This is a genomic window from Actinopolymorpha cephalotaxi (assembly GCF_013408535.1).
Taxonomy (GTDB): domain Bacteria; phylum Actinomycetota; class Actinomycetes; order Propionibacteriales; family Actinopolymorphaceae; genus Actinopolymorpha; species Actinopolymorpha cephalotaxi.
In genome coordinates this window covers 6,465,954-6,490,740 of the sequence record NZ_JACBZA010000001.1, presented here as the reverse complement: position 1 = coordinate 6,490,740, position 24,787 = coordinate 6,465,954, and the positions used below count along the sequence as shown (strand labels likewise).

Genomic DNA, 24,787 nt, shown 5'->3' with positions numbered 1-24,787 from the left:
AGGCGGCCGACGATTCAGCGGAGGAGACGGTGCCTCAGCTCGCACCCCGGTTGAGGAAGCCGTCGATCGAGCGGCGCAGGCCCGCCGGGTCGAGCCCGTGCACGACGTCGTGCTCCTCCGGCGTGCCGTACCGGCGAACCTCGGTACGCCCGACCCCCAGCGCCAGCGTGCGGTGCGGGCGGTCGGCCAGCGCCTCGTCGACGAGCCGCGAGGACGTGCCCGCGAGGTACGGCTCGACCAGAACGACGTCCGCCGCATCCCCGGGAGTGCCGGTCCCGGCCAGGTCGCGGACCGCCGCCAGGTCGAGCGGGCGCACCGTCGCGGCGTAACCGACCGTCACGTCGAGGCCCGCCGTGGCGGCCAGGACCGGGTCGAGCATCGGGCCGACGGCGAGGACCAGCGCCCCGCCTCCCCGGCGTACGACGTCGATCCGCCCGGCCTCGGTGACCGCCGCCGGCCGGGGTGCGGCGTTGGTGCGGTTGGAGAGCCGGACGTACGCCGACCGGTCGGCGGCGACGGCGTGCCGCAGCAGGGAGGGCACCTCGTCGGGGTGGCCGGGTACGTGCACGGCGAAGCCCGGCAGGCTGTCCAGCACCGCCACGTCGCCGGGCGACTGGTGGGTGCGCCCACCCTGCGTCCAGTCATAGGACGCGCCGACACTCACCAGCACGGCGCGGGCGTCCTGGTGACCGAGGTCGAGCTTGATCTGTTCGAAGGACCGCTCGACCAGGAACGGCGCGTAGGAGTGCGCGATCGGGCGCATACCGGTAAGGGAGAGCCCGCCGGCGACGCTCAGCATCAGCGGCTCGCGGATCCCCACGTTGAGGGTGCGATCGGGGTGCCGGTGGGCCGACTCGGTGAAAAGGTCCGCGGAGATGTCGGCCAGGACGACAGCGGTACGCGGGTCCTCGTCGAGGAGTTCCGCGACCGTCCGGGCGAACTCCGTCCGCATGTCGGTCGATGTGGTCATCGTCTCGTCCCTCACTTCTCGGACTGCTCGGTCTGCGCGGACTGCTCGGTCTGCGCGGCGGACTTGGGTTCGACGACGGCGACCACGACGTTCGGCTGTCCGGGAGACCGTTTCGTCAACGCCGCTTCAAGAGCGGCGCGATCGCGCCCGTCCACCACTTGTGTCAACCATCCGTTGACAGCGAACCGCTCAGCCACCCCGCCCGGCCAGCCGTGCGTCGCCGACTGGTTGTCCACCACGACGACGGTGAGGTTGTCCAGGCCGGTCGCACCTGCGTAGGCGATCGCCTCGTGGTTGGTGCCCTCGTCCAGTTCGGCGTCACCGACCAGGACGACCACTCTGGAGGCGATGTGGCCCTGGGCGCGCAGGCCGAGAGCGACGCCGGCGCCGAGCGGCAGGCCGTGCCCGAGGGAGCCGCTGGAGATCTCCGCACCCGGCACCAGCACCCGGTCGGGGTGGTGGCCGAGAGGTGAGTCGAACGACGCGAAGTCGGCAAGCCACTCCACCGGGAAGAAGCCCTTCGCGGCGAGAACGGCGTAGTAGGCCATCGGCCCGTGTCCCTTGGACAGCAGGAACCGGTCCCGTGCCGGATCGTCCACCGTCGCCGGCGACACGTCGAGCACCCGGTCGTAGAGCACCCACAGGACGTCCAGCGTCGAGTGGGCGCTCAGGCTGTGCTTCTCGTCCCCGGTCAGCTTCGTCAGCAGCCGCGGCAGGTCGTCGTACCCGAGTGGGCTGAGCGTGGTTTCCATGCGTACGACACTTCCACCGGCGATGGCGTTCGCCATCGGGCGCGGGATCGAACCCGGCCTACGACGTTGGTCCTAGGCCGTCCGGCGGCACAGCAGGCGGGGTCGGACACAAACACGGCGCCCGCGGCTCGGTGAGTAGTCGCCGACCCGATCGGGTACCTCTTCGAACAGAACGCGAAGCCTGCTTGAGCCACCGTGTCGCGGGGAGCGTCGATGACGACCGGAGAAGCCATGGACCGCTGGGGAGCCGGCGTCATCCCGTACGCGGAAATGGGTTACTGGCAACCCGACTACGCCGTGAAACCGTCCGACATTCTGGCGGCGTTCCGGATCACCCCGCAGCAGGGCGTGCCCGCCGAGGAGGCCGGTGCCGCCGTCGCCGGGGAGTCCTCCACCGCCACCTGGACGGTGGTGTGGACCGACCGGCTCACCGCGTACGAGCGCTACCAGGGCAAGTGTTACCGCGTCGATCCCGTGCCCGGCAAGAGCGGCGAGTACATCGCCTACGTGGCGTACGACATCGACCTGTTCGAGGAGGGGTCGATCGCCAACCTCACCTCCTCGATCATCGGGAACGTCTTCGGCTTCAAGGCACTGAAGGCGCTGCGCCTGGAGGACATGCGGATCCCGCCGCACTACACGAAGACGTTCCAGGGACCGGCGCACGGCATCGTGATGGAACGCGAGTACCTCAACAAGTACGGCCGCCCGCTGCTCGGCGCCACCGTGAAGCCGAAGCTCGGCCTGTCCGCCCGCAACTACGGCCGGGTGGTCTACGAGGCGCTGCGCGGCGGGCTCGACTTCACCAAGGACGACGAGAACATCAACTCCCAGCCGTTCATGCGCTGGCGGGACCGCTATCTGTTCTGTATGGAGGGCGTCACCCGCGCGGAGGCCGAGAGCGGCGAGATCAAGGGGCACTACCTCAACGTCACCGCGGCGACGATGGAGGACATGTACGAGCGGGCGGAGTTCGCCCGCGACCTCGGCAGCGTCATCGTGATGATCGACCTCACCGTCGGCTACACCGCGATCCAGTCGATGGCCAACTGGGCGCGGCGCAACGGCATGTTGCTGCACCTGCACCGTGCCGGGCACTCGACGTACACCCGGCAGAAGTCGCACGGCGTGAGCTTCCGGGTGATCGCCAAGTGGATGCGGCTGGCCGGCGTCGACCACATCCACGCCGGCACGGTCGTCGGCAAACTGGAGGGCGATCCGAACACCGTCGCCGGGTTCTACGACACGTTGCGGGCGAACACGCTGGAACCCGACCCGATGAGGGGTCTGTACTTCGAGCAGGACTGGATGTCGATGCCCGGGGTGATGCCGGTCGCCTCCGGCGGGATCCACGCCGGCCAGATGCACCAGCTGCTGCACTTCCTCGGCGAGGACGTCGTACTCCAGTTCGGCGGCGGCACGATCGGCCACCCGATGGGGATCGCGGCCGGCGCGACCGCCAACCGGGTCGCACTGGAGGCGATGATCAAGGCTCGCAACGAGGGCCGCGACTACCTGCGCGAGGGCGAGGACATCCTGCGGGCCGCGGCCAGGCAGAGCCGCGAGCTCGACGTCGCGTTGTCCACCTGGGGCGACGTCACCTTCAACTACGAGTCGACCGACACCCCGGACGTCGTGGAGATGCCCACGTCGACCTAGCTTCGGCAGCCAGAACGCGAGGACGGACCGCATGCGGATCACCCAGGGCACCTTCTCCTATCTCCCCGATCTCACCGACGCAGAGATCGAGAAGCAGATCCAGTACGCCCTCGACCAGGGCTGGTCGCTGGCCGTCGAGTTCACCGACGACCCGCATCCGCGCAACCACTACTGGGACATGTGGGGGCTGCCGATGTTCGACCTGCGCGACGCGGGCGGCGTGCTGTACGAGGTGAACGAGTGCAGGCGGGCGTACCCGACGCGCTACATCCGGGTGAACGCCTACGACGCGACGCACGAACGCCAGACCACCGCGCTGTCGTTCATCGTCAACCGGCCGGCCATCGAGCCCGGCTTCCGGGTGGTGCGCGAGGAGGGCCAGGACCGGCGGCTGCGCTACACGATCGCGTCGTACGCCGCGGACCGGCCGGCCGGCGACCGCTACCCCAACGGCGACCACCCCGACGGCGGCAGTTCGAAGTGAAGCGTGTCGAAGTGGACGGACCCACGTGAGCGGCGCGGACGAGCGGCGGCGCGGGTTCGGGATGCCGACGCCCAGGCGGGCCGACGGCATGTCCTCAGAGCCAGACGGATCGCCGGCCGACGGAACCGCCCGGCAACCGCCGGTTGACACCCAGCCCGAAGACACCCGGCCCGTGGACACCCTGCCCGCCGACGCCTCCGTCGACCTCGCCGCCGAACGCCGGGCGGCCGGCATCGACGCCATCCTGGACGCGCTGGACGCCGAACTGGTCGGCCTGCGTCAGGTGAAGACCCGGGTCCGCGAGCTCGCGGCACTGCTGCTGGTGGACCGGGTACGCCAGCGGTTCGGGCTCACCTCGTCCCGGCCGAGCCTGCACATGTCGTTCACCGGAAGTCCCGGCACCGGCAAGACGACCGTCGCTCTGCGGATGGCCGAACTCCTGCACCGGCTGGGCTGCATCGACCGCGGCCACCTGGTCGCGGTCACCCGGGACGACCTGGTGGGACAGTACGTCGGCCACACCGCGCCGAAGACCAAGGAGGTGATCAAGCGCGCGATGGGCGGCGTGCTGTTCGTCGACGAGGCGTACTACCTCTACCGCGCCGAGAACGAACGCGACTACGGCCAGGAGGCGATCGAGATTCTCCTGCAGGTGATGGAGAACCAGCGCGACCGGCTGGTGGTGATCCTCGCCGGCTACAAGGACCGGATGGACTCCTTCTTCGCCTCCAACCCGGGGATGAGTTCGCGGATCGCCCATCACCTGGACTTCCCCGACTACGACCTGGACGAGCTCGCCGCGATCGCCCGGCTGATGCTGGCGCAGGAACACTACGAGTTCACCCTGGAGGCGGAGCGGACGTTCCGCGACTACCTGCAGCGCCGGATGCGCCAACCGCGGTTCGCCAACGCCCGCAGCGTTCGCAACGCACTCGAACGCGCACGGCTGCGGCAGGCCAACCGGCTGCTCGACGCCACCGGGCGCACCTGGCACCGGGAGGACCTGATGCGCTTCGAGCCGGAGGACTTCCTCGCCAGCCGGGTGTTCACGCAGTGAATGGCGTACACGTCAACCGCACCTTGCGCTAGCCGGCGGCGTCGCGGATCCCCCGCGCGGCCAGCAGGTGATAGAGCAGCAGCAACTGCGTGATGGCCAGCGGCTCGCTGCGTTCGCCGTTGCCGATGTCGCCCAGCGTTTCTGGCGGGAAACCCGCGTCAACTCCGAGTTGCGCCCACAGCACCTTCTCCACGATTCGGCTCTCCTCGCGCGGGACGTAGCCGTGGATGTGCAGCACGTCGACCGGCTGGCCGTCCTCGTCCCGGCACAGCCGCAGGTGGATCGCCCGCTGGTCGCGTTCGGCCAGCGAACCGCTCAGGTCCGGATGCCTGATCGTGGGGCGCAACATCAGCTCGGCCGACAGCGGCGTACCCGGCGGGTCGTCCCGGCCGGCGACCGGGGCGAACCGCACCACGATGTCGGCGAACGCGCGTTGGGGGCGGATGAACGCGGCCGACTCCGGCTCCCGGTCGACGAGTTCGGCCAGCACCTGGTCGGCGGTGTAGCCGCGCCTGCTGGTGTCCCGGCGCACCTTCCACTGCCGGCGGATGTCCTCGGGTGGGTCGAGGTAGGCGGTGATGTCGAAGCAGGCCCGCATCAGCCTGGTGTGCAACGGCAGCAGGCCCTCCACGATGACGAACTCCTTCGGACGTACGAGCATCGGCCGGGTGAGCTCGCCGGTGGAGTGGTCGTAGACCGGTTTGAGGATCGGCTGCCCGGATGCCAGCAACTGCAGATGCTGTTCGATGATCTCGACGTAGTTGCAGTCCGGATGCAGCGCGGTGAACGGCTTGGACCGGCGTTCCACCCGGTCGTAACGGTGGTAGTCGTCGACGCAGATCGTGGTCACCCGGTCCGGGCCGAGCGCCTCGGCGAGCCCCTTGGTGAGTGTGGTCTTCCCGGCCGCGCTGTCACCGGCGATCCCGATCATGATGGGCTGGCGTACCGGCGCCTGGTCCTCGCGGACGCGGTGCATCCGGATCAGCTTGTGCGGCATGCCCGTTCCCTCCCCTCCCCGTACGGACGTGTCGCCACCGCCGGGACCTGCCGACAGCCAGTGCGTTTGACCCGGGAACCGCACCATGTCCGACATGCGACACGGGGTCCCCTCGTCCGCCTGCTCGAACGGTAGGGCGGGCCGGTCGCGGGCGGCATCCCCCCGCCGAGGGGCGGCCGGGGTGAGGCCCGCGGGAGGACGCCGCGACTGACAACGAAGGTCCCGGTGGCCGCCGCCACCGGTCCCGGTGCCGCCGGACCACCGGCCCGGCGGCGGGGTCACACCTACCCTCGGTGCATGGACAGCCGAGCCGGGGGCGGCAGTCGAACCGTACGCGGGCGGGCGAATCCGCCCGGGCGTACCAAGCAGGAGCCGAAGCCCCAATCCAGGCAGGGATCCCAGGACCGCCAGGCCGCGAACGGCCGGCCGCTGCGGATCATCCTGGTCGACGACCACGAGATGGTCCTGGAGGGGCTGAAGGCGCTGCTCGCCCGGTTTCGCGGCCGGGTGCGGATCGTGGCGCAGTCGGTGAGCGCGGACGCGGCCGAGCCGATGGTCGCCGCGCTCGACCCGGACCTGGTGGTCTCAGACGTACGCCTGCGTGGCTCGGTGAGCGGGCTGGACCTGTGCCGGCGCCTGGTCGAGACCACGCCCGGTCGCCGGGTGGTGCTGCTCAGCGCGTACGACGACGAGCAGTACCTCTTCCAGGCGCTGCGCGCGGGAGCGGCCGGCTACCTGCTGAAGTCCATCGACCGGGAGGAGCTCGTCCGGATGCTGGAGCGGGCGGCGCGCGGGGAGACGGTGGTCGACCCGAGCATGGCCGGCCGGGCGGTCGCGTCCGCGGCGCGGTTGCAGGCCGGGGAGTTCTGGCCGGGCGCGCATCTGGGGCTCAGCCAGCGGGAGAGCGAGGTGCTCGGGTTCCTCGTCTCCGGCCTGTCCAACCGGGCGATCGCCGGCAAGCTCGTACTGGGCGAGGAGACGGTGAAGACGCACGTTCGTTCCATCTTCCGCAAGCTGTCGGTGAACGACCGGGCCGGCGCGGTCGCGGTCGCCCTGCGCGAGGGGATCTTCCGGTGACCGGCCGCGCACTCGGCCTGGCCGACGCGGCGTCGGAGAACGCCCTGCTCGTCGGCATCATCGAGGCCATCTCGGCCGGCCCCGAACTCGAACTGCTGGCCGCGAGGGTGGCGCCGCTGATCGTCGCCGCCACCGCCACCGACGAGTGCTTCGTACACGTCCTCGACGACACCGAACAGTCGCTGACGCTGGCGGGCGCGACCCCGCCGTTCGACCAGGAGGTGGGGCGGGTCCGGCTGCGGCTCGGCGAGGGCGTCACCGGCTGGGCGGCCAGCCGGCGCGAGCCCGTCGTCATCGTGGAGGGCAAGGCGAACGACCCGCGGTACCGCTACTTCCCGGAGCTGCGCGGTGAGGAGTACACCTCGATGGTGTCGGTGCCGATGGCGAGCTCACCCGGCGGGCTGGTCGGCGTACTCAACGTGCACACCCGGCAGCGACGGGAGTTCACCGACGCGGACGTACGACTGCTGACGTCGATCGGCAGCCTGATCGCCGGTGCGGTGCACCAGGCCCGGCTGCACCGCCGGCTGGCCGCCCGCGAACGCGCGCACGAACGGTTCGCCGAACAGGCGGTCGCGGCACAGGAGGCCGAACGCCGCCGGCTGGCCGCCGACATCCACGACGGGATCACCCAGCGGCTGTGCAGCCTGCGGTTCCACATCGACGCCGCGGCGGATGCGCTGACGGAGGATCCGGCGTTCGCGGCCGAGCAGCTCGTGCTGTCCCGCCGGCTCACCCACCTGGCGATCGACGAGGCCCGGGCGGCCATCAACGGACTGCGCCCGCCGGTGCTGGACGACCTCGGCCTGGCCGACAGCCTGGCCAGCCTTGCCCGCGCCGTCGCGGGGGTCGACGTCCTCGTCGAGGTGGACCGGTGCGCGCTTCCCGAGCACGTCGAGATCGCGTTGTACCGGATCGCCCAGGAGGCGTTCCAGAACGTCGTGAAGCACGCCGGGGCGAGCAACGTCCGGCTGAGCCTTCGGCGTTCGGGGCCGGAGGTGTCCCTGGAGGTCAGCGACGACGGGCGCGGCTTCGACCTGCTCGCCGACGACCCGCCCGCCACCACAGTGGGACCGGACGGCGGCGGCTACGGCCTGGGCAGCATGGCCGAACGCGCCGAACTCATCGGCGGGCGGCTCGACGTCCGGTCCGCGCCCGGCCGGGGCACCACCGTGCTCGCCCGGGCAGCCGTCCAGTCGCAGTGAGGCCTTCGCAGTAAGGCCTCTTGGCGGTCAGTCACCATAGGGGCGGGCGTCGCGACCGGCCCGCAGCGTGAACGCCCACCAGGACAGCTGGTCCAGCAGCACCTTCGCGGCGAGTTCGACCGCGCCCGGTTCGAGCGGTTCGCCCTCGCCGTCGAACCTCGTCCGCGCCTGGTGGAAGCTCACGGTCTCCCGCACGGTCACCGCGTGGAGTTCGGCGAAGACCTGGCGCAGTTGTTCGGCCGCGCGCAGACCGCCGGACACGCCGCCGTACGTCACGAAGCCGACCGGCTTGGCCCGCCACTCGACCCGGACGGTGTCGATCGCGGTCTTCAACGGTCCGGGGTAGCCGTGGTTGTACTCCGGCACGATCACGGCGAACGCGTCCGCCGCGCCGATCCGCTCGGTGAACGCGGCGCCGTCCCGCGGCATGCCGTGGTCGGTGACGTCGGCGAGGTCGATGACGTCCACCACGATGTCGCCGCGGCGTTCGACCTGGCCGAGGAACCAGTTCGCGACCACCGGCGCGAACCTGCCCTCGCGTACGCTGCCGACGATCACCGCGAGCTGGAACTGTCCTTCGGACACAGGTACTTCCCTTCGGATCGGCTCGGCGCCCGGGTCCGGTGGGCGCCTGGCCTCCAACCTAGGACCTGAAGTAATGTTCAGCTCAACGCGAAGCGGTCCGTGGAGGTGGCCAACTTGGACGGAGTGCCCTGGGACCACAAGGAGCTCTCGGTCGGGCAGCTTGCCGAACGCAGCGGGGTGGCCGTGTCCGCGCTGCACTTCTACGAACGCCAGCACCTCATCACCAGCAGGCGCACCAGCGGCAACCAGCGCCGCTACCGCCGCGACACCCTGCGCCGGATCGCGCTGATCCGGGTGGCGCAGCGGGTCGGCATCCCGCTCGCCGACATCCGCGCCGCGCTGGCCGAGCTACCGGACGGCCGTACGCCCAACCGGGAGGACTGGGCCCGGCTGGCGGAGCGCTGGCGGGCCGAGCTCGACGAGCGCATCCACCGGCTGACGCAGTTGCGGGACGAGTTCACCGACTGCGTGGGGTGCGGGTGCCTGTCACTGGACCGGTGCGTACTCGCCAACCCGTACGACCGGTTGTCCTCCCACGGCCCCGGTCCGCGCCGCGTGCTCGAGTCCTGACCTTCGGCGTTTGTCCGGCGTTCGGTCGGTGGTAATTGCGTGGCGGGTCCGGCGTTCCCCTTGCAGGCTTGGCGGTCGCGGCTGCTTCAGCCTCAACCTGCACCTGCACGACCTCGGCCTGGTCCTGCGGGTGCAGCAGCCGTTCGTGTCCCGCGACCGGGTGCTCGCGATGCGGGAGGTACGCCGGCGGCTGCTGGCACACGGCCTGCTCGCCGCCGAACCGGTCCGCTGGCACGACCGGGAGCTGCTCACCTGCCGTGGCCGCTGGGCCGAGCTGGAAACCTTCGTCCCCCACGCGAAACCCGAGGCGACGTGGGAGTCGTACCGCTGGATGTACCGCGCGATGGGCGAGCTGCACCGAGGATTGCGCGATGTCAATGCGACCTTGCCCAGGCCGGTGGTCGCGACGTACGCCCCGCCGAGCTCGCTGCGCCGATGGCTCGCCGTCACCGAGTCCGCGGTCGCCCACGACCCTGGAGCGGCCGAAGTGACCGCCGCGCTGCGCCGGATGCTGGCGAAGCTGCGGGCACAGTGGGTGCCCGCGCCGGCGCTGCCCGGCCAGGTGGTGCACGGCGACGTACGACTGGGCAACGTCGGGTTGACACCGCACGGCGAGTCGGTCTACCTGGACTTCGGTTTCGCCGCGCACCGGCCGCGGGTGCACGACCTCGCGTACTCCCTGGCCTGGGTCATCCTGCGGCCGGACTCCTCGGGCTCGGCGGCGACCTTCGACTGGTCCGTGCTGCCCGAGCTTCTCGGCGAGTACGAGGAGGGAGCGCGGACCCGGCTGACTCCGCTCGAACGCCGGGCGCTCGGGCCCTACGTCGCCACGGTGCCGATGTACCACGCCGCACTGGCCGGGTACGACGCCGATCCGGCCGCCTCGGTACACAGGAGGGCCGGCTTCCTGCGGATCGCCTCCTGGCTGCTGGACAACCCCGACGCCGCGCGCACCTGACCGCTCGCCGGCCTGTTCGCCCAGGCCTATTCGCCGTTGAAGTCGGCGATGGCCGCCTCCCACTTCTCCAGCGCGCGTTCGACCGTGCTGCGCGAACCCGACGGCAGCCAGTGGTTGGCCCGCTTGATCCCGGCCTCGTGCATGCGTTCCAGCACCGCCGGGTCGGGCGGCGTGGAGAGCATCTGCACCTCGACGTGCCGCTCGGCGCGGTTGCGCAGCTCCGCGACCCGTTCGAAGATCGCGTCGCCGGAGTAGTTGGGGAACCACGCGTCGCCGAAGGTCAGCACCCGGTCCAGCACGGTCGGGCCGTCGCCGCCGACGAGCACCGGTGGGTACGGCCGCTGCGCCGGCTTGGGGTAGGACCAGATGCGGTCGAACGTCACGAACCTTCCGGCGTACGACGCCTCCTCCTCGGTCCAGATCGCCTGCATCGCCTCGACGCGCTCGCGCAGCACCGCCATCCGCTGCTTCGGGTCGGTGCCGTGGTGGCGCATCTCCTCGCGGTTCCAGCCCGCGCCCACGCCGAACTCGAACCGGCCGCCGGACAGGTGGTCGATGCTGGCGACCTCCTTGGCGGTCACGATCGGGTCGCGCTGGATGACCAGGCACACGCCGCTGCCGATGCGCAGGCTCGACGTCGCCTCGGCGGCCGCGGTCAGCGCGACGAACAGGTCGTAGCAGTGCCAGTACTTCGTCGGCAGCGGCTCGCCGGACGGATACGGCGACTCGCGGCTGGCGGGGATGTGCGTGTGCTCGGCGAAGTAGACAGCGCTCTGGCCGCGCTCCTCGAGCATCCGGGCCAGGGGGCCGGGTCGCATGGCGTCATGTGTCGGGAAGTAACCCACTCCGAAATCCACCAGACCTCGATACCCCGCCGGGCCGGTCGCATGTGTGCGGACACGCCGTTCGTTCCCGGCTCGGTCACATCCGACGGCGAAACCTGGTGGACACGGCTGCGAAGATCATCGGGGCCTGCGGCGATGAGGCGAATCCCCGAGTCGAGACGGTCAGAGGAGGTCCGGCGATGACCAAGGCAGGCGCGTTCCGCGCTGCTCTGGACGCTTCCGCGTACTCGGTGCGGCGTGCCTGGGCGTACTCCCCCAGATGGCTCCTGAAGTCGATCGTCGCCTACCTGGTGCTGGCGGTCACCCCCGCCGCCCAGGTGCTCGCGGTGTCCTGGCTCGCGCACACATCAGGGGGTACGGCACGCGAGTACGTCCCACCGCTCGTCGCGCTGACCGCCCTGCTCGGTGTCGGGCAGGTGATGGACCAGAACTCGAACATGATCGGTCAGCGGACGGAGAACCGCCTGCGCACCCACTACCAGGACGAGCTGATGCGGACGGTCGCCGCACTTCCGCCGCAACGTGTCGGCCTCGCTCAGACCAGCGCCACGATCCAGGGCTGCCGTAGCTCGCTGCACGACCTGGGCAGGCTGGTGACGTCGGTGGTGGCGTCGGTGGGCGCACTCGTCACCGCCGCCGCGCTGTGCGTGACGGTCTGGAGGATCAGCCCGGTCGCGGGCGTCCTGGTGGTCGCCGCGCTCCTTCCCAACCTGCTCGTGTTCGCGTGGGAAGCCAGGATGCAGGACGAGGCGTTCGTTCCGTACGGCGAATGGGAGCGACGTACGGAGTACGCCGTCGAGCAGTTGGTCTCCCAGCGCACGGCGACCGAACTCGCGACCCTCGGCTCGGGAGTCGTCGTGGCGGAGGTGGCCGACGCTCGCCGCCGGACGGCCGACGCGATCATCGACCGCATCCTGGTGCTGCTCACGCGTTCCGGGACTGTCTCCGGTGGCGGCACCGCGATCCTGCTGGGCGGAGCGCTGGCGGGCGTGGTCGTGGGTGGGTCCGGAGGCGCGGGGATTGCCGCGGGCATCGTCGGCGTCCTGTCCGGAGTGGCGGCCACCAGGTCCGCGGGCTTCTCCTTCGGACGGCTGATCTCGTTCGCCCCGAAGGTTCGTGCCTACCGTCAGTTCGTCGAGTCTGTTTCGCCCTCGGTGGACACGCAGATCCGAGCCGACGCCGAGAGCGTTTCCGCGCGTCGGCTGACCGTCACCTATCCGGGCTCGGACGTGCCGGCGATCAGGGATCTGTCCGTTTCCGCGGAGAAGGGCCAGATCATCGCGCTCGTCGGCGTGAACGGCGCGGGAAAGACGACCGCGATCAACACGATCCTCGGCCTCCTCGAACCCGACTCCGGAGCGGTCACCGTCGACGGCGTGGATGCCACCGCCCTGCCCCTGGCGGCACGGCTCGGCTACTTCGGCCTGCTCACGCAGGAGTTCGGCCGCTACGAGTTCACCGTCCGGGACACCATCAGGATCGGCCGACCGGACGGCAAGGCGACCGACGACGAGATCTGGCAGGCGCTCGACTCCGCTCACGCCGGGGACTTCGTCCGGAGGTTGAACGACGGGCTCGACGCCCAACTCGGCTCGCAGTTCGGCGGGGTGGGCCTCTCGGGCGGCCAGTGGCAACGACTCGCCCTCGCGCGCATCTACCTGCGCGGCGCTCCGATCTGGATTCTCGACGAACCCACGTCGGCGATCGACGCGGAGGCGGAGCAGCAGATCTTCGCGGAACTGCAGCGAACCAAGTCCGACCGGATCACGATCGTGGTCTCACACCGTGCGTGGACCCTCAAGGGCATGGATCACATCTACGTGCTCGAGGAAGGCCGGGTCGTCGAGCACGGGACCTACGAGCAGTTGATCAGCCAACAGCGCCGGTTCGCCCAGATCTTCGCCGAGCAGGTTGCCTAACCCGACGACCCGACTTGACGACCTGACGTTCGATACGCACAATGTCAGCATGTCGAAGCGAGCATCGGGCGGGAGATCACCGGACAGTCTGGGTTCCGCCGACCCCGAGGACGCGCGGGTCGATCCGATCCTGACCGCGGCCTACACCTGCTTCACCCGGCACGGCGTGCGCCGCACGACGATGGACGACATCGCGCGGGAGGCCGGCATGTCCCGTCCGGCGGTCTACCAGTACGTCCGCAACAAGGAGGACGTGTTTCGCCGGCTCACCCGCCGGTTGCTCGCGCGGACCCTGGCCGACGCCCGCGCCGGGCTGGAGTCCAAGGATGACCTCGCGGGTCAGCTGACGTCCGCCCTGGAGGCGAAGCTCCGGTTGACGCTGCGCCTGTGGCAGGACAGCCCGGCACATGCCGCCGAGCTGCTGAGCGTGGACGCCCGCACGTCGGCCGACCTGATCAGCGAGTACGAACACGCGATGCGCGACCTGCTCGCCGGCGCGGCCGGTCGTGCCGTGCCGCCCAGAGCCGAAGCCGAGGAGTTCGCGGACCTCCTGCTCGCGTTCACCCGGGGCCTGGAGGCCGACCTGACCGATCACGCCGCCCCGGTCCGGCGGCTACGACACGGGGTGCAGTTGTTCGTCGCGGGACTGGACCACGCCCGCACCAACCCTCTGGAGTCCGTATGACCACCCCGTCCGACCACACCACCCCGTCCGACTCGAGTGCTCGCCCTGGCCAGGTCGCCGACGCGAAGACCACGGCGGTGCTGATCACCGGCACGTCCTCCGGCATCGGCCGGGCCGCCGCGCTCCGGCTGGCCCGCCGCTCTGACCTGACCGTCTACGCCACCGCCCGGCGTACCGAATCCATCGCCGACCTCGCAGCGGCCGGCGCCCGCGTGCTCGCCCTCGACGTCACCGACGAGGCGTCGATGGCCGCGGCCGTGCAGGAGGTCGAGGCCGCGCACGGGTTCGTCGGCGCGCTGGTCAACAACGCCGGCTACGGCGCCTACGGCACCGTCGAGGAGACCGACCTGGACGCCGTGCGGCGGCAGTTCGAGACCAACGTCTTCGGGCTGGCCCGGATGGCCCAGCTCGTCCTGCCCGGCATGCGGCGGGCGGGCCGCGGCCGGATCGTCAACGTCGGCTCCATGGGCGGCCGGCTGGTCTTCCCCGTCGGCGGTTACTACCACGCCAGCAAGTACGCCGTGGAGGCGCTGACCGACGCGCTGCGGTTCGAGGCCGCGCCGTTCGGGGTCCGGGTGAGCCTGGTCGAGCCGGGTCTGATCCGCACCGAGTTCGCGACCACCGCGGCCGGCAACCTCGCCGGTCAGGCCGCGCCGTCCGGACCCTACGCCGCGCTCAACCAGGCCGCCGACCAGCAGATGGCGCAGGGCTACCGATCTCCGCTGATGTCCGCGCGGCCCGAGGCGGTGGCCCGGGTGATCGACCACGCGGTCACCAACTCCCGGCCGCGCACCCGTTACGTCGTCACCCCCGCGGCCAAGGTGCTCGTGCACACCCGCCGGCTGATCGGCGGGCGAGCGTTCGACGCCATCCTCCGCACCCAGTTCCGCGCCGCCTGAGGCGGCAACGGTGACGGGGAAGGTGTCAGGCCCGGCTGAGCCGGACGGCGGTGAGCTTGTACTCCGGGCAGGACGTCACCTCGTCCACCTCGGCGGAGGTGAGCAGGTTCGCCGGCACGTCCGGGAAGGCGAACGTCAGGAACACCTCGCCCACCGCCACCTCGTCGGTCAGCCGAGCCGGAGCGGTCACCGTGCCCCGCCGACTGGTGACCTCGACCGGATCGCCCTCCCCGACGCCGAGCCGCCGGGCGTCGTCGGGGTGGAGGTCGAGGTGTTCGCCGGGCGCCAGCAGCAGGTTCGGCGTACGCCGGGTCATCGTTCCGCTGTTGTAGTGCACGAGTCGCCGGCCGGTGATCAGGGCGTACGGGAAGTCCGCGTCGGGCGGCTCACCCGGCGGCAGCCACGGCCGGGCCGCGAGGTGCGCGCGCCCGTCCGCGGTGGCGAACGCCTGCTCGTACAACCTGGCCTCGCCCGGGTCGTCCGGTCCCCGGCAGGGCCAGTGCAGCGCGCCCTCCCGGTCCAGGCGGTCGTGGGAGATGCCGGCGAACGCCGGGGTGAGCTCGGCACACTCGGCCAGGGCGGCGGCCGGGTCCGGGCAGCCGAGGTCGACGCCGAGCGCACCGCCGACGGCCCGCAGCACGTCGAAGTCGGTGTACGCCTGGCCGGGCGGGTCGAGTGCGGGGCGGACCCGCTGAAACCGCCGGTCGAAGTTGACGAACGTGCCGTCCTTCTCCAGGAACGAACTGCCCGGCAGCACCACGTCCGCGACCTGCGCGGTGGCGGACAGGAAGATCTCCTGGCTCACCACGAAGTCACATGCGTCCAGTGCCGCGCGGACGTGCCGGGAGTCGGGGTCGGTCGCCAGGATGTCCTCGCCGAACACGTACATCGCCCGCACCCGCCCGGCGATCGCCGCGTCGAACATCTCCGGGATCCGCAGCCCCGGCCGTTCCGGCACCGGCACGCCCCACACCGCCGCGAACCTCTCCCGCACCTGCGGGTCGTCGACCCGCTGGTAGCCGGGCAGCACGTCGGGCAGCGCGCCCATGTCGGAGGCGCCCTGCACGTTGTTCTGGCCGCGCAACGGGCTGATGCCCCCACCGTTCGGCGTCCCGACGGCACCGCGCAGGATCGCGAGGTTGGCGAGCGTTCGGACCCCGTCGGTGCCGTGCACGTGTTCGGTGACGCCGAGCCCGTAGACGATCGCGGGTCGCCGAGCGGTGCCGTACGCCTCGGCCGCCGCGGCCAGCGCGTCCGGTGGGACGCCGCTCAGCTCGGCCACCCGGTCGGGCGGGTAGCCGGCCAGCAGTTCCCGCAGTTCCTCGACCTCGGCCGCACGGGTGGCGAGAAACTCCTCGTCGGCGAAGCCGCGGTCGACAAGCAGCCGGGCCAGGCCGTTGAACACCGCGACGTTCGACCCGGGCCGGCCCCGCAGGTGGACGTCGGCAAGCCGGGCCAGTTCGGTCCGCCGCGGGTCGAGGACCACCAGCCGGGCACCGCGCAACGCCGCCTGCACGATCCGCGCACCGATCACCGGGTGGGCCTGGGTGGCGTTCGCGCCGGCGACGAGGATGCAGTCCGCGACGTCGAGGTCCTCGGCGGGGTTGGTGCCGCCGGCAAGCCCGAAGCTCGCGGTCAGGCCGGCCGCGGAGGGCGCGTGACAGATGCGCGAACAGTTGTCGACGTTGTTGGTGCCGATCGCCGTCCGCATCAGCTTCTGCAGCAGGTAGTTCTCCTCGTTGGTGGACCGGGCGGAGGAGATCGCGGCGATGGAGTCCGGCCCGTGCCGGTCGCGGATCCGGGCCAGCTCGCGGCCCACCACGGCGAGCGCCTCGTCCCAGCCGGCGGGTTCGAGCCGGTCGCCACGCCGTACCAGCGGGGTGGTGAGCCGGTCCGGGGAACGCACGAACCCGTACGCGAAGCGGCCCTTCACGCAGGCATGGCCACGGTTGACCGGACCGTCCAGCGCCGGGGTGACGGCGAGGATGCCGGCGTCTCGCGTGTGCACGTCCAGGGCGCAGCCCACCCCGCAGTAGCCGCAGGTGGTGCGGGTGACCTGATCCGAGGTTCGGCCGCCGCGCTGACGGGTGGCCGGCGTACGGGTGGCCGGCTGCGTCCCGGCCGTGGCGAACGACGTGAGCACCGAGACGGGTCCGCTGAGCGCGCCACTCGGGCAGGAGTCCACGCAGCCTCCGCACGCCACGCACGTCGACTCCACCCACGGGCCGCCGGCTCCGGCCGCCACGACGGTGTCCGCGCCCCGTCCGGCCAGGGTCAGCGCGAACGTCCCCTGCACTTCGTCGCACATCCGCACACACCTGCCGCAGGCGATGCACAGGTCGGCGTCCAGCCGGACGTACGGATGGGAGTCGTCCCGGCCGAGCCCCCGCCCGGCCAGGTCGAAGTCCGCCGGCTCCAGACCGAGCCGAGCACACAGCGCCGTGAGCTCGGTGGGCAGTTCCAGAGCGCGTTCGGGGAGCCGTTCCACCATCAGCTCCACCACCCGGCGCACGGTGGCGGCGACCTCGCGATCGTCGGTCCGTACGTCGGCACCCTCCTCGGCCGGGGCTGTGCACGCGGCGACCACACCATGGCCGGTGCGGACCAGGCACACCCGGCAGGCGCCCGAAGGCGCCAGCCGGTCGTCGAAGCAGAGGGTGGGCACGTCCGCGCCGGCCGCACGGGTGGCGTCCAGCACCGTCGCGCCCTCGGCCACCTCCACCGGGTTCCCGTTCACCCGCAGCCGGATGACGTCCCGCACCGGCCGGTCGGTCACGACAGCTCATCCGCATACACCCGGCGCAGACTGCGCACGACGGCCGGAAGCCGGGAGCCGAACGGACACAGGCTCCCGATCTCCATCGTGTCCAGCAGGCTGTCGTCGCGGGCGGCCGCCTCGGGCCGGCGTTCACCGAGCCGGGTGCCCTCGCGGCAGGGCGTGCACGTGCCGCAGCTCTCCCGCGCGCCGAACTCCCACAGCGCCCGCAGCAGGTCGCGCGGGTCCACCCGGTCGTCGACGGCAACCAGGCTGCCGTGCCCGGGCGGCGCGCCGGCTGCGACGAGGGTGGCCCCCAAGAGCGGTAGGTCGAGCTGGTCGGGGTCGAGGAAGCCGCCGAGCGGCCCGCCCACCTGGAGCGCGCGCAACCGGGCGTCCCCCGACAGGCCGCCGCCGAGGCCGACCACGATGTCCCGCAGCGGCGTGCCCAGCTCCACCTCGTACAAGCCCGGCCGACGGAACCTCTCGTTCAGGCACACCAGCAGGGTGCCGGTGTCCGGCGGCACGCCCCGTGCGGCGTAGGTTCGGCCGCCGTCGGCGATGACCGCCGGTACCGCCGCCAGCGTCTCCACGTTGTTCAGCGCGGTGGGCCGGCCGAGCAGGCCGTACTCCGTGGGGTACGGCGGCCGGGGGCGCACCGTGGCCCGCAGTCCGGCCAGCGACCTCAGCAGCGAGGTCTCCTCTCCGGCCAGGTAGGACCCGGCACCGGAGACCACCGTGACGTCCAGCCGAACGCCCGAGCCGTGCAGGTCGGCGCCCAGGTGGCCGCCGGCGTGCGCCCGGGCGACCGCCTCGCGGAGCCGGCCGATGGCGCGCGGGTACTCCGAACGCACGTAGACGAACCCCCGCTCCGCACCGCAGGCCAGCGCGGCGAGAGCCAGCCCCTCCAGCAGCCGGTCCGGGTCCTCCTCCATCAGCACCCGGTCGGCGAACGAGCCGGGGTCGCCCTCGTCGCCGTTGGCCACGACGTAACGCTGTGCGGGTGGGACGGACGAACCCGCCACGGCCCGCCACTTGTACGCGGTGGGAAAGCCCGCGCCGCCCCGGCCGCGCAGTCCTGCGGTCGCCACCTCCGCGCGGATCCGGCTGGCGACCGCGGCGGGGCCTCCGTCGGACCGGACCGCCGCGAGCAACCGCGGCCACACCTGCCAGGACGATTCCTCGCCGACGACGCCCCGAAGGACGACCGGTGGCGTGGCGGCACGGACGACGGGGTCGGGTGCCCTGGGCGGCGCGTCCCCGGCGAGCTGCGCGGCGAGGTCGGCGCCCGCCCGCGGCTGGTCGCCGTCCAGCGCGGCCGGTCCCGTGTAGCAGTAGCCCAGGCAGTGCACCACCTGCAGCGACACCTGTCCGTCGAGCGTGCACTCGTCCGGGGGTACGCCGAGGACCCGGGACACCTCCGCGACGTGCCGGCCACCGCCGCCGGCCACGAAGCAGGCCGTGCCCGCGCACACCCGCACGTGCCGGGCGCCCTGCCGGCCGCGCAGATCGGCGTAGTAGCTCGCGGCTCCGTGCACGGCGGCCACCGGAAGGCACACCTCGTCGGCGACCGCGCGTTCGTCCGACGGGGTGACCACACCGTGCGAGGCACGCGCCGCGCGCAGCCGGGTCAGGCTGTCGTACGCCGGTCCGCCGGTGCGGCGTTCCAGCCCGTCCAGCGACGCCCCGGTCGGCCCGCGGTCCACTTTGCCGCCCGCACGACTCTCACGACCCTCACGACCTTCACGACCCTCACGCACGCAGCCCTCATGCCCGGCGGCGACCGGCGAGGAACCGATCCAGCCGAATCGCGACGTACCCGGCGAACGACACCACGCCCACGATCAAGAGATCGGGCAGCGGCACGGGTTCGGTGCCGAGCAGGTCGCGCAGCAGCGGGACGTACACCCCGGCAGCCTGCAACCCGAACGCGACCACGACGGCCAGCAGCAGGAACGGGTTGGTGAGCGTGCCGGGCCGGGCCCGCGAACCCAGGCCGATCCACAGCTGCGTCGCGCCCAGGGTCAGGAACGCCATGCTCTGCCAGGGCCGCCCGGTAGCGTGGGCCCACACGGCCACCCCGAGTGTCACCGCGGCGACCACGACGGCCAGCCGCGCCACCCGCTGCCACAGCCCGGCGCCGAGGATACGTTCGGCCGGCGGCCGCGGCGGCGAACGCATCAGGTCGCCCTCGGCCGGTTCGGCGCCGAGCGCCACCCCGGGCAGCCCGTGGGTGAGCAGGTTGACCCACAGGATCTGCGCGGGCAGCAGCGGCAGGGGAAAGCCGAGGAACGGGCCGGCCAGCATCACCAGGATCTCCGCGGCACCGCCGGCCAGCCCGTACGCCAGGAAGCGGCGGACGTTGGCGTAGATCCGCCGGCCTTCCTCCACCGCGGCCACCAAGGTGGCGAGCTCGTCGTCGGCGAGGACGAGGTCCGCGGCCTCGCGGGCCACCTCGGTGCCCCGCCGGCCCATGGCCACGCCGATGTCCGCGCTGCGCAGGGCCGGCGCGTCGTTCACGCCGTCGCCGGTCATCGCGACCACCTCCGAGCGGTCGCGGTACGCGTGGATGATGGCCAGCTTCTGCTCCGGACTGGTCCGGGCGAAGACCCGCCCGTCCTCCTCACCGCCGCCTGCCCCCTCGATACCGACCCCCTCGGTTCCGAGGGGCCCCTCGATACCGACCTGGCGGGCGATCGCGTGCGCGGTCGCGGGGTGGTCGCCGGTGATCAGCACCGGCGCGATCCCCGCCTGCCGGCACGCGGCGATGGTGGCCGGCGCCGAGGCTCGCGGCGGGTCCGCGATGGCCACCAGGCCGAGCAGCCGTAGGCCGTCCTCGAGGGCGGCCTCCAGGGCGACCGGGCCGTCCTCCGGTGGAAGGGTGTCCCGCTCGGCGGTGGCGACGGCGAGCACGCGGAAGCCCTCGGCGGCGTACTCCTGGGTCCGCTCGGCGGCGCTGCCCAGCACGCCGGCGCCGTCGGACAGCAGCGGGTTGCGCAGGAGCACCTCGGGCGCGCCCTTGCAGATGACGAGGTAGGAGTCCGGCCCGCGACGGTGCACGGTGGTCATCCGCTTGCGGGCGTTGTCGAACGGGACCTCCGCCACCCGCGGCCAGGTGCTCTCCAGCGCGGCCCGTGTCAACCCGAGCTTGGCACCGGCGGCGAGCAGTGCCGCCTCGGTGGGGTCGCCCGCCGCGCTCCAGGACTCCGACCCGGTACGCGGGGGCAGCAGGCTCGCGTCGGTGCACAGCACGCCCGCCCGCAGCAGGGCCACCACGTCGGGCACCTCCGCGGGGTCGACCGGCCGGCCGTCCCGGAGCAACTCCCCCTCCGGCGCGTACCCGGCGCCGGTCACCTCCACCTCGCCTTCGTACGTCCACAGCCGCTGCACCACCATCGCGCCCTCGGTGAGCGTGCCGGTCTTGTCGGTGGCGATCACCGTCACCGAGCCGAGCGTCTCCACCGCCGGCAGCCGGCGCACGATCGCGTTCCGGCGGGCCATCCGGCGCGCGCCCAGGGCGAGCGCCAGCGTCACCACCGCGGGCAGCGACTCCGGCACCGCCGCGACCAGCAGGCTGATGCCGGTGAGCACCATCAGCTCCAGCGGCTGGCCGCGGACCAGTCCGAGCACCAGCACCACGACGCACAGGACGGCGGCGCTGATCGCGAGCACCCGCGCCACCCCGGCGAGCCGGCGCTGCAGCGGCGTACGGACCGGCTCGGCCGCCATCAGCGCGGCCACCCGCCCCATCGCGCTGGCCCCACCCGTCGCGGTCACCACCGCGAGCCCCCGTCCGCGCACCACCACCGTGCCCGCCGACACCTCGTCGCCGGACTCCTCGGTGGAGGCCGCGGCCTTGTCCACCGGCACCGCCTCACCCGTGAGCATGGACTCGTCGGCGGCGAACGCGACCGCCTCCACCAGCCGGGCGTCCGCGGGAACGACCTGGCCCTCGGCGAGCACCAGAAGGTCACCCGGCACCACCTCCGCGGCCGGCACCTCCCGCTCGGCGCCGTCGCGGACGACCCGCGCCGACGGGGCGGCCAGGGCGGCCAGCTCGGTGATCGCCTGGTCCGCGCGTACCTCCTGACTGACCCCGACCGCGGTGTTCATCACGATCACCAGCACGATGACCGCCGCGTCGGAGATGTCCCGGGTCGCGATGGTGAGGACCGCGGCGACCAGCAGGACGACGATCAGCGGGTCGCGCAACTGGGCGGCGAGCCGGCGGTGCAGCGGCACCGGCGGCCGGCGGGGCGGGGCGTTCGGGCCGTACCGCTCCAGCCGGGCCGCGGCCTCCGCCTCGGTCAGCCCGGCCTGGTCCACAGTGGTGGCGTACCCAGCGAACCCTCCGGTCAGCGCTCCCGAAGCGCACCGGACATGGCCTACCGTGTGCCCTGGGACCGGTGGGGGCCGGTTGGGGCGGGGATGGCGGACGGAGCGCGCATGGAGCCAGACCGGTCGGCGACCAGGGTCGTGCCGGACGAAGCCGGGCAGCCGGGGCAACCCGGGCAGGACCAGCCAGGGCAGCCGGGCCAGCCGGGGCAGGACCAGCCAGGGCAGCCGGGCCAGCCGGGCCAGCCGGGCCAGCCGGGCCAGCCGGGCCAGCCGGGCCAGACCGTTCCCACCGCTCGGACCGCCCAGGCCGTACGCGCGGTCCTCACCGACGGCCGGGTGGTGGAGCTGCGCCCCCTCGGACCGGACGATCTCGACGACCTGCTGCGGCTGCACCAGGACCTCCCCGAACGCGACACCTACCTGCGGTTCTTCACCACCCACCCGGTCGGCCTCCCCGAGCTCCTCGATCAGCTCGTCCGGCCCGGTGACGCCCACAGGCTCACCGTCGGCGCGTTCGTGGGAGACACCCTGATCGGCGCCGCCCACTGCGAAGTGCTGTCCGACCCGGCCGAGGCAGAGGTCGCGATCGTCGTCGACCACCGGCAGCAGGCGCACGGCCTGGGCACGCTGCTGCTGGAGCACCTCGCCTCCGCCGCCCGGCGGCGCGGAGTACGCCGGTTCGTGGCCGAGGTGCTCACCGAGAACGCCGCCATGGTCCGGGTGTTCCGCGACGCGGGGCTGCCGATGACGATGCGGCTGGAAGGGTCGTCGTACCTCGTGACCCTGCGGCTCGTCGAGGGCGCCTCGAGCTACGCCGCCGCCGTCGGCGAACGCGAACGCCTCGCCGACGTGGCCAGCCTGGGCGCCCTGCTGCGGCCGAAGGCCGTCGCGGTCGTGGGCGCCAGCCGCCGGCCGGACTCGGTGGGGCACGCCGTGCTGGCCAACCTGCTGGCCGGCGGCTACACCGGCGCCGCGCACGCGGTCAACCCGCACGCCGACGTGGTGGCCGACGTGCGGTGCGTCCCGTCCGCCCGCGATCTCCCGCCAGGTGTCGACCTGGCCGTCCTGTGCGTCCCCGCCGCGGCGGTCGCGCAGGCGGCGGAGGAGTGCGGTGAACGCGGCGTCCGTGCGCTGGTCGTCGTCACCTCCGGCGTGACCGATCACCCCGAGCGCGCGGACGCGTTGCGGGCGGCGGTCCGCAGGTACGGCATGCGGATGGTCGGCCCGAACTGTCTCGGCGTGGTCAACACCGCCGAGGATGTACGGCTGAACGCGACGTTCGCCCGCGGGCCCGCACCGGCCGGACGGGTCGGCGTCGTCACCCAGTCCGGCGGGGTGGGCATCGCGTTGCTGGAGCAGTTCGCCGCGGTCGAGCTCGGCGTGTCCAGCCTGGTGTCGACCGGCGACAAGTTCGACGTGAGCAGCAACGACCTGTTGATGTGGTGGCAGCGCGACGAGGCCACGGACCTGGCCGTGGTCTACGTCGAGTCGTTCGGCAACCCGCGCAAGTTCGGGGTGCTGGCGCGAGCGCTGGCCGCGCGCAAGCCGGTGTTGGCAGTACGAACGGGCAGCAGCGAGGTCGCCCGGCGGGCCGCCGCCTCGCACACGGCCGCGGCCGCGACGCCGGCGGTCAACCGGGACGCGTTGTTCGACCAGGCCGGCGTACTCGCGATGGACAACCTGAGCGACGTCGTGACGACCGCCTGCGTACTGAGCTGGCAGCCGCTGCCCGCCGGCAACCGGGTCGCGGTGATCGGCAACGTCGGCGGGATCGGCGTACTCGCCGCCGACGCCTGCGCGCGCCAGGGCCTCACCCTCCCCGAACTCGGCGAGGCCACCCGCGCCGAACTCCGCTCGCTGCTGCCCCCGACCGCCAGCCTCCGCAACCCGGTCGACACCACCGCGGACGTGCACGACGAGATCTTCCACAGGTGCGTGCGGGCGGTGCTCGACGATCCGGGCGTGGACGCGGTGCTGGTGCTGACCGCACCCACCGCGGTGACCGATCCGCTGCCCAGGCTGGCGGACGAGGTGCCGTGGGAGCTCGGGCTGCCGGTCGTCGCGGTCCGGGTCGGCCAGACGGCGGTGGTCGACGCGCTGCACCCCACCGACCCCACCGCGGGCCGGCCGGTGCCGGTGTTCAGTGACCCCGCGCACGCGGCCGTCGCGCTGGGGAACGCGGTGCGGTACGGCATCTGGCGGTCCCGGCCGGCCGGGACGGTGCCGGACCTGCCGGACATCGACGTCGACGCCGCCCGCGCCCTGGTGGCGGAGTTCCTCACCGGGCATCCGGACGGCGGCTGGCTGGACCCCGAGGGCGTGGTCACGCTGCTCGGGCACGTCGGCCTGCCGGTCGCCGGCGTCCGGGTCGTCCGGGACGCCGACGAGGCGGTGGCGGCATTCCACGAGAGCGGCCGGCCGGTGGCGCTCAAGGCCGCGGCGGCGGACGTCCTGCACAAGAGCCGGGCCGGCGGGGTGCTGCTGGGGCTGTCCGACGAGGCCGCCGTCCGTGAGGGGTTCGGCGTACTGCGGGAGCGGTTCGGGCCGGCGCTGACCGGCGTCGTCGTCCAGCCGATGGCCGCACCCGGGCGCGAACTCCTGGTCGGGGTGAGCAGCGACCCGACGTTCGGTCCGCTGGTGGGGTTCGGGCTGGGCGGGGTGGACACCGACCTCATCGGCGACCGTACGTACCGGCTGGTGCCGCTCACCGACCTCGACGCCCGCGAGATGCTGACCGCGCTGCGGGCGGGTCCGGCGCTGTTCGGGGAGAACGCCGACCCCCGGCTGGACACCGACGGCATTGTCAACGTGCTCTTGCGCGTCGGCCGGCTCGCCGAACTCGTGCCCGAGGTCGCCGAACTCGACCTGAACCCGGTCGTCGCCACCACCGCCTCGTGTGTGGTGGTGGACGCGCGGGTGCGGCTCGCGCCGGTCGAGGCCGGCGATCCCTTCCTGCGCAGGCTGCGCACCTGACGGTTCAGCCGGCGTACGCCCGGATGATCGTCTGGCGTACGGAGTTGCCGTGTCCGTCG

Annotated in this window: 19 protein-coding genes; 11 read left to right on the top strand and 8 right to left on the bottom strand. The window is 72.5% G+C overall.

What is annotated here, in order from left to right; genetic code table 11:
* Positions 1-34: 34 nt before the first annotated feature.
* Both FHR37_RS28940 and FHR37_RS28935 read right to left on the bottom strand, forming a co-directional pair.
* Positions 35-970 carry a transketolase family protein gene (locus FHR37_RS28940; RefSeq protein WP_237768983.1) on the bottom strand — a complete coding sequence of 312 codons (936 nt, stop codon included), beginning with the start codon at positions 968-970 and terminating at the stop codon, positions 35-37.
* An 11-nt stretch (positions 971-981) separates the two neighbouring features.
* Positions 982-1,758 (bottom strand): thiamine pyrophosphate-dependent enzyme, encoded by a 777-nt coding sequence (locus tag FHR37_RS28935; RefSeq protein ID WP_237768984.1) that lies wholly within the window; start codon positions 1,756-1,758, stop codon positions 982-984.
* Positions 1,759-1,935: 177 nt separating this feature from the next.
* Here FHR37_RS28935 and FHR37_RS28930 point away from each other — a divergent pair, with 177 nt between their 5' ends.
* Genes FHR37_RS28930 through cbbX form a run of 3 tightly spaced genes read left to right on the top strand, consistent with a single transcriptional unit; the run spans position 1,936 to position 4,922 of the window.
* Complete coding sequence (locus FHR37_RS28930; RefSeq protein ID WP_092886440.1) at positions 1,936-3,381, top strand: form I ribulose bisphosphate carboxylase large subunit; 1,446 nt, start codon at positions 1,936-1,938, stop codon at positions 3,379-3,381.
* Positions 3,382-3,412: 31 nt separating this feature from the next.
* Positions 3,413-3,865, top strand: coding sequence for a ribulose bisphosphate carboxylase small subunit (locus FHR37_RS28925; RefSeq protein WP_092886442.1), 453 nt, complete (start codon positions 3,413-3,415; stop codon positions 3,863-3,865).
* A gap of 25 nt (positions 3,866-3,890) precedes the next feature.
* A complete protein-coding gene (gene cbbX, locus FHR37_RS28920; RefSeq protein ID WP_237768985.1) occupies positions 3,891-4,922 on the top strand; it encodes a CbbX protein in 1,032 nt (343 codons plus the stop codon).
* A 28-nt stretch (positions 4,923-4,950) separates the two neighbouring features.
* On the opposite strand, the gene FHR37_RS28915 is transcribed toward cbbX, so the two are convergent.
* Positions 4,951-5,919, bottom strand: a complete 969-nt coding sequence (locus FHR37_RS28915; RefSeq protein WP_092886444.1) for a phosphoribulokinase — start codon at positions 5,917-5,919, stop codon at positions 4,951-4,953.
* A 297-nt stretch (positions 5,920-6,216) separates the two neighbouring features.
* Between FHR37_RS28915 and FHR37_RS28910 the strand changes: the two genes are divergently transcribed.
* The gene (locus tag FHR37_RS28910) at positions 6,217-6,996 is read left to right on the top strand and encodes a response regulator (protein WP_175542696.1); all 780 of its coding nucleotides are present in this window, start codon (positions 6,217-6,219) and stop codon (positions 6,994-6,996) included.
* Positions 6,993-8,201, top strand: a complete 1,209-nt coding sequence (locus FHR37_RS28905; RefSeq protein ID WP_092886446.1) for a GAF domain-containing sensor histidine kinase — start codon at positions 6,993-6,995, stop codon at positions 8,199-8,201. Before FHR37_RS28910 ends, FHR37_RS28905 begins: the two co-directional genes overlap by 4 nt.
* A 27-nt stretch (positions 8,202-8,228) precedes the next feature.
* On the opposite strand, the gene FHR37_RS28900 is transcribed toward FHR37_RS28905, so the two are convergent.
* Positions 8,229-8,786 carry an NADPH-dependent FMN reductase gene (locus tag FHR37_RS28900; RefSeq protein ID WP_092886448.1) on the bottom strand — a complete coding sequence of 186 codons (558 nt, stop codon included), beginning with the start codon at positions 8,784-8,786 and terminating at the stop codon, positions 8,229-8,231.
* 114 nt (positions 8,787-8,900) lie between these two features.
* On the opposite strand from FHR37_RS28900, the gene soxR reads away from it, so the two are divergent.
* Together soxR and FHR37_RS28890 are read left to right on the top strand one after the other, a co-directional pair.
* Positions 8,901-9,356, top strand: coding sequence for a redox-sensitive transcriptional activator SoxR (soxR, locus tag FHR37_RS28895; protein ID WP_092886683.1), 456 nt, complete (start codon positions 8,901-8,903; stop codon positions 9,354-9,356).
* Between the two features lie 28 nt (positions 9,357-9,384).
* Complete coding sequence (locus tag FHR37_RS28890; RefSeq protein WP_175542697.1) at positions 9,385-10,314, top strand: phosphotransferase enzyme family protein; 930 nt, start codon at positions 9,385-9,387, stop codon at positions 10,312-10,314.
* Between the two features lie 26 nt (positions 10,315-10,340).
* Here FHR37_RS28890 and FHR37_RS28885 read toward each other — a convergent pair whose 3' ends face one another.
* The gene (locus tag FHR37_RS28885; RefSeq protein ID WP_202884573.1) at positions 10,341-11,132 is read right to left on the bottom strand and encodes an LLM class F420-dependent oxidoreductase; all 792 of its coding nucleotides are present in this window, start codon (positions 11,130-11,132) and stop codon (positions 10,341-10,343) included.
* Between the two features lie 206 nt (positions 11,133-11,338).
* Between FHR37_RS28885 and FHR37_RS28880 the strand changes: the two genes are divergently transcribed.
* From FHR37_RS28880 to FHR37_RS28870, 3 genes are read left to right on the top strand one after another with little or no spacing between them, the layout of a single operon-like run.
* Positions 11,339-13,078: an ABC transporter ATP-binding protein gene (locus FHR37_RS28880; protein WP_092886454.1), complete on the top strand. Its 1,740-nt coding sequence runs from the start codon at positions 11,339-11,341 to the stop codon at positions 13,076-13,078.
* Positions 13,079-13,127: 49 nt separating this feature from the next.
* Positions 13,128-13,763, top strand: a complete 636-nt coding sequence (locus FHR37_RS28875; RefSeq protein WP_092886456.1) for a TetR/AcrR family transcriptional regulator — start codon at positions 13,128-13,130, stop codon at positions 13,761-13,763.
* Positions 13,760-14,662, top strand: coding sequence for an oxidoreductase (locus tag FHR37_RS28870; RefSeq protein WP_092886458.1), 903 nt, complete (start codon positions 13,760-13,762; stop codon positions 14,660-14,662). Before FHR37_RS28875 ends, FHR37_RS28870 begins: the two co-directional genes overlap by 4 nt.
* 25 nt (positions 14,663-14,687) lie before the next feature.
* Here the strand turns inward: FHR37_RS28870 and fdhF are convergent, their stop codons facing one another.
* From fdhF to FHR37_RS28855, 3 genes are all read right to left on the bottom strand, one after another.
* Positions 14,688-17,438: a formate dehydrogenase subunit alpha gene (gene fdhF / locus FHR37_RS28865; RefSeq protein WP_202818275.1), complete on the bottom strand. Its 2,751-nt coding sequence runs from the start codon at positions 17,436-17,438 to the stop codon at positions 14,688-14,690.
* Positions 17,435-19,123 carry an NAD(P)H-dependent oxidoreductase subunit E gene (locus FHR37_RS28860; RefSeq protein ID WP_202818276.1) on the bottom strand — a complete coding sequence of 563 codons (1,689 nt, stop codon included), beginning with the start codon at positions 19,121-19,123 and terminating at the stop codon, positions 17,435-17,437. The genes fdhF and FHR37_RS28860 overlap by 4 nt, the downstream gene beginning before the upstream one ends.
* Before the next feature lie 61 nt (positions 19,124-19,184).
* A complete protein-coding gene (locus tag FHR37_RS28855) occupies positions 19,185-22,148 on the bottom strand; it encodes a cation-translocating P-type ATPase (RefSeq protein WP_202818277.1) in 2,964 nt (987 codons plus the stop codon).
* On the opposite strand from FHR37_RS28855, the gene FHR37_RS28850 reads away from it, so the two are divergent.
* Positions 22,092-24,728: a bifunctional acetate--CoA ligase family protein/GNAT family N-acetyltransferase gene (locus FHR37_RS28850; protein ID WP_092886462.1), complete on the top strand. Its 2,637-nt coding sequence runs from the start codon at positions 22,092-22,094 to the stop codon at positions 24,726-24,728. The two genes, FHR37_RS28855 and FHR37_RS28850, sit on opposite strands and share 57 nt — an antisense overlap.
* The last annotated feature ends 59 nt before the right edge of the window (positions 24,729-24,787 follow it).

Bases quoted from the DNA above. Each gene is read 5' to 3' on its own strand.
- FHR37_RS28940 (WP_237768983.1), bottom strand. From the start codon at position 970: ATGACCACATCGACCGACATGCGGACGGAGTTCGCCCGGACGGTCGCG.
- FHR37_RS28935 (WP_237768984.1), bottom strand. From the start codon at position 1,758: ATGGCGAACGCCATCGCCGGTGGAAGTGTCGTACGCATGGAAACCACG.
- FHR37_RS28930 (WP_092886440.1), top strand. From the start codon at position 1,936: ATGACGACCGGAGAAGCCATGGACCGCTGGGGAGCCGGCGTCATCCCG.
- FHR37_RS28925 (WP_092886442.1), top strand. From the start codon at position 3,413: ATGCGGATCACCCAGGGCACCTTCTCCTATCTCCCCGATCTCACCGAC.
- FHR37_RS28915 (WP_092886444.1), bottom strand. From the start codon at position 5,919: ATGCCGCACAAGCTGATCCGGATGCACCGCGTCCGCGAGGACCAGGCG.
- FHR37_RS28910 (WP_175542696.1), top strand. From the start codon at position 6,217: ATGGACAGCCGAGCCGGGGGCGGCAGTCGAACCGTACGCGGGCGGGCG.
- FHR37_RS28885 (WP_202884573.1), bottom strand. From the start codon at position 11,132: ATGCGACCCGGCCCCCTGGCCCGGATGCTCGAGGAGCGCGGCCAGAGC.
- FHR37_RS28880 (WP_092886454.1), top strand. From the start codon at position 11,339: ATGACCAAGGCAGGCGCGTTCCGCGCTGCTCTGGACGCTTCCGCGTAC.
- FHR37_RS28875 (WP_092886456.1), top strand. From the start codon at position 13,128: ATGTCGAAGCGAGCATCGGGCGGGAGATCACCGGACAGTCTGGGTTCC.
- FHR37_RS28870 (WP_092886458.1), top strand. From the start codon at position 13,760: ATGACCACCCCGTCCGACCACACCACCCCGTCCGACTCGAGTGCTCGC.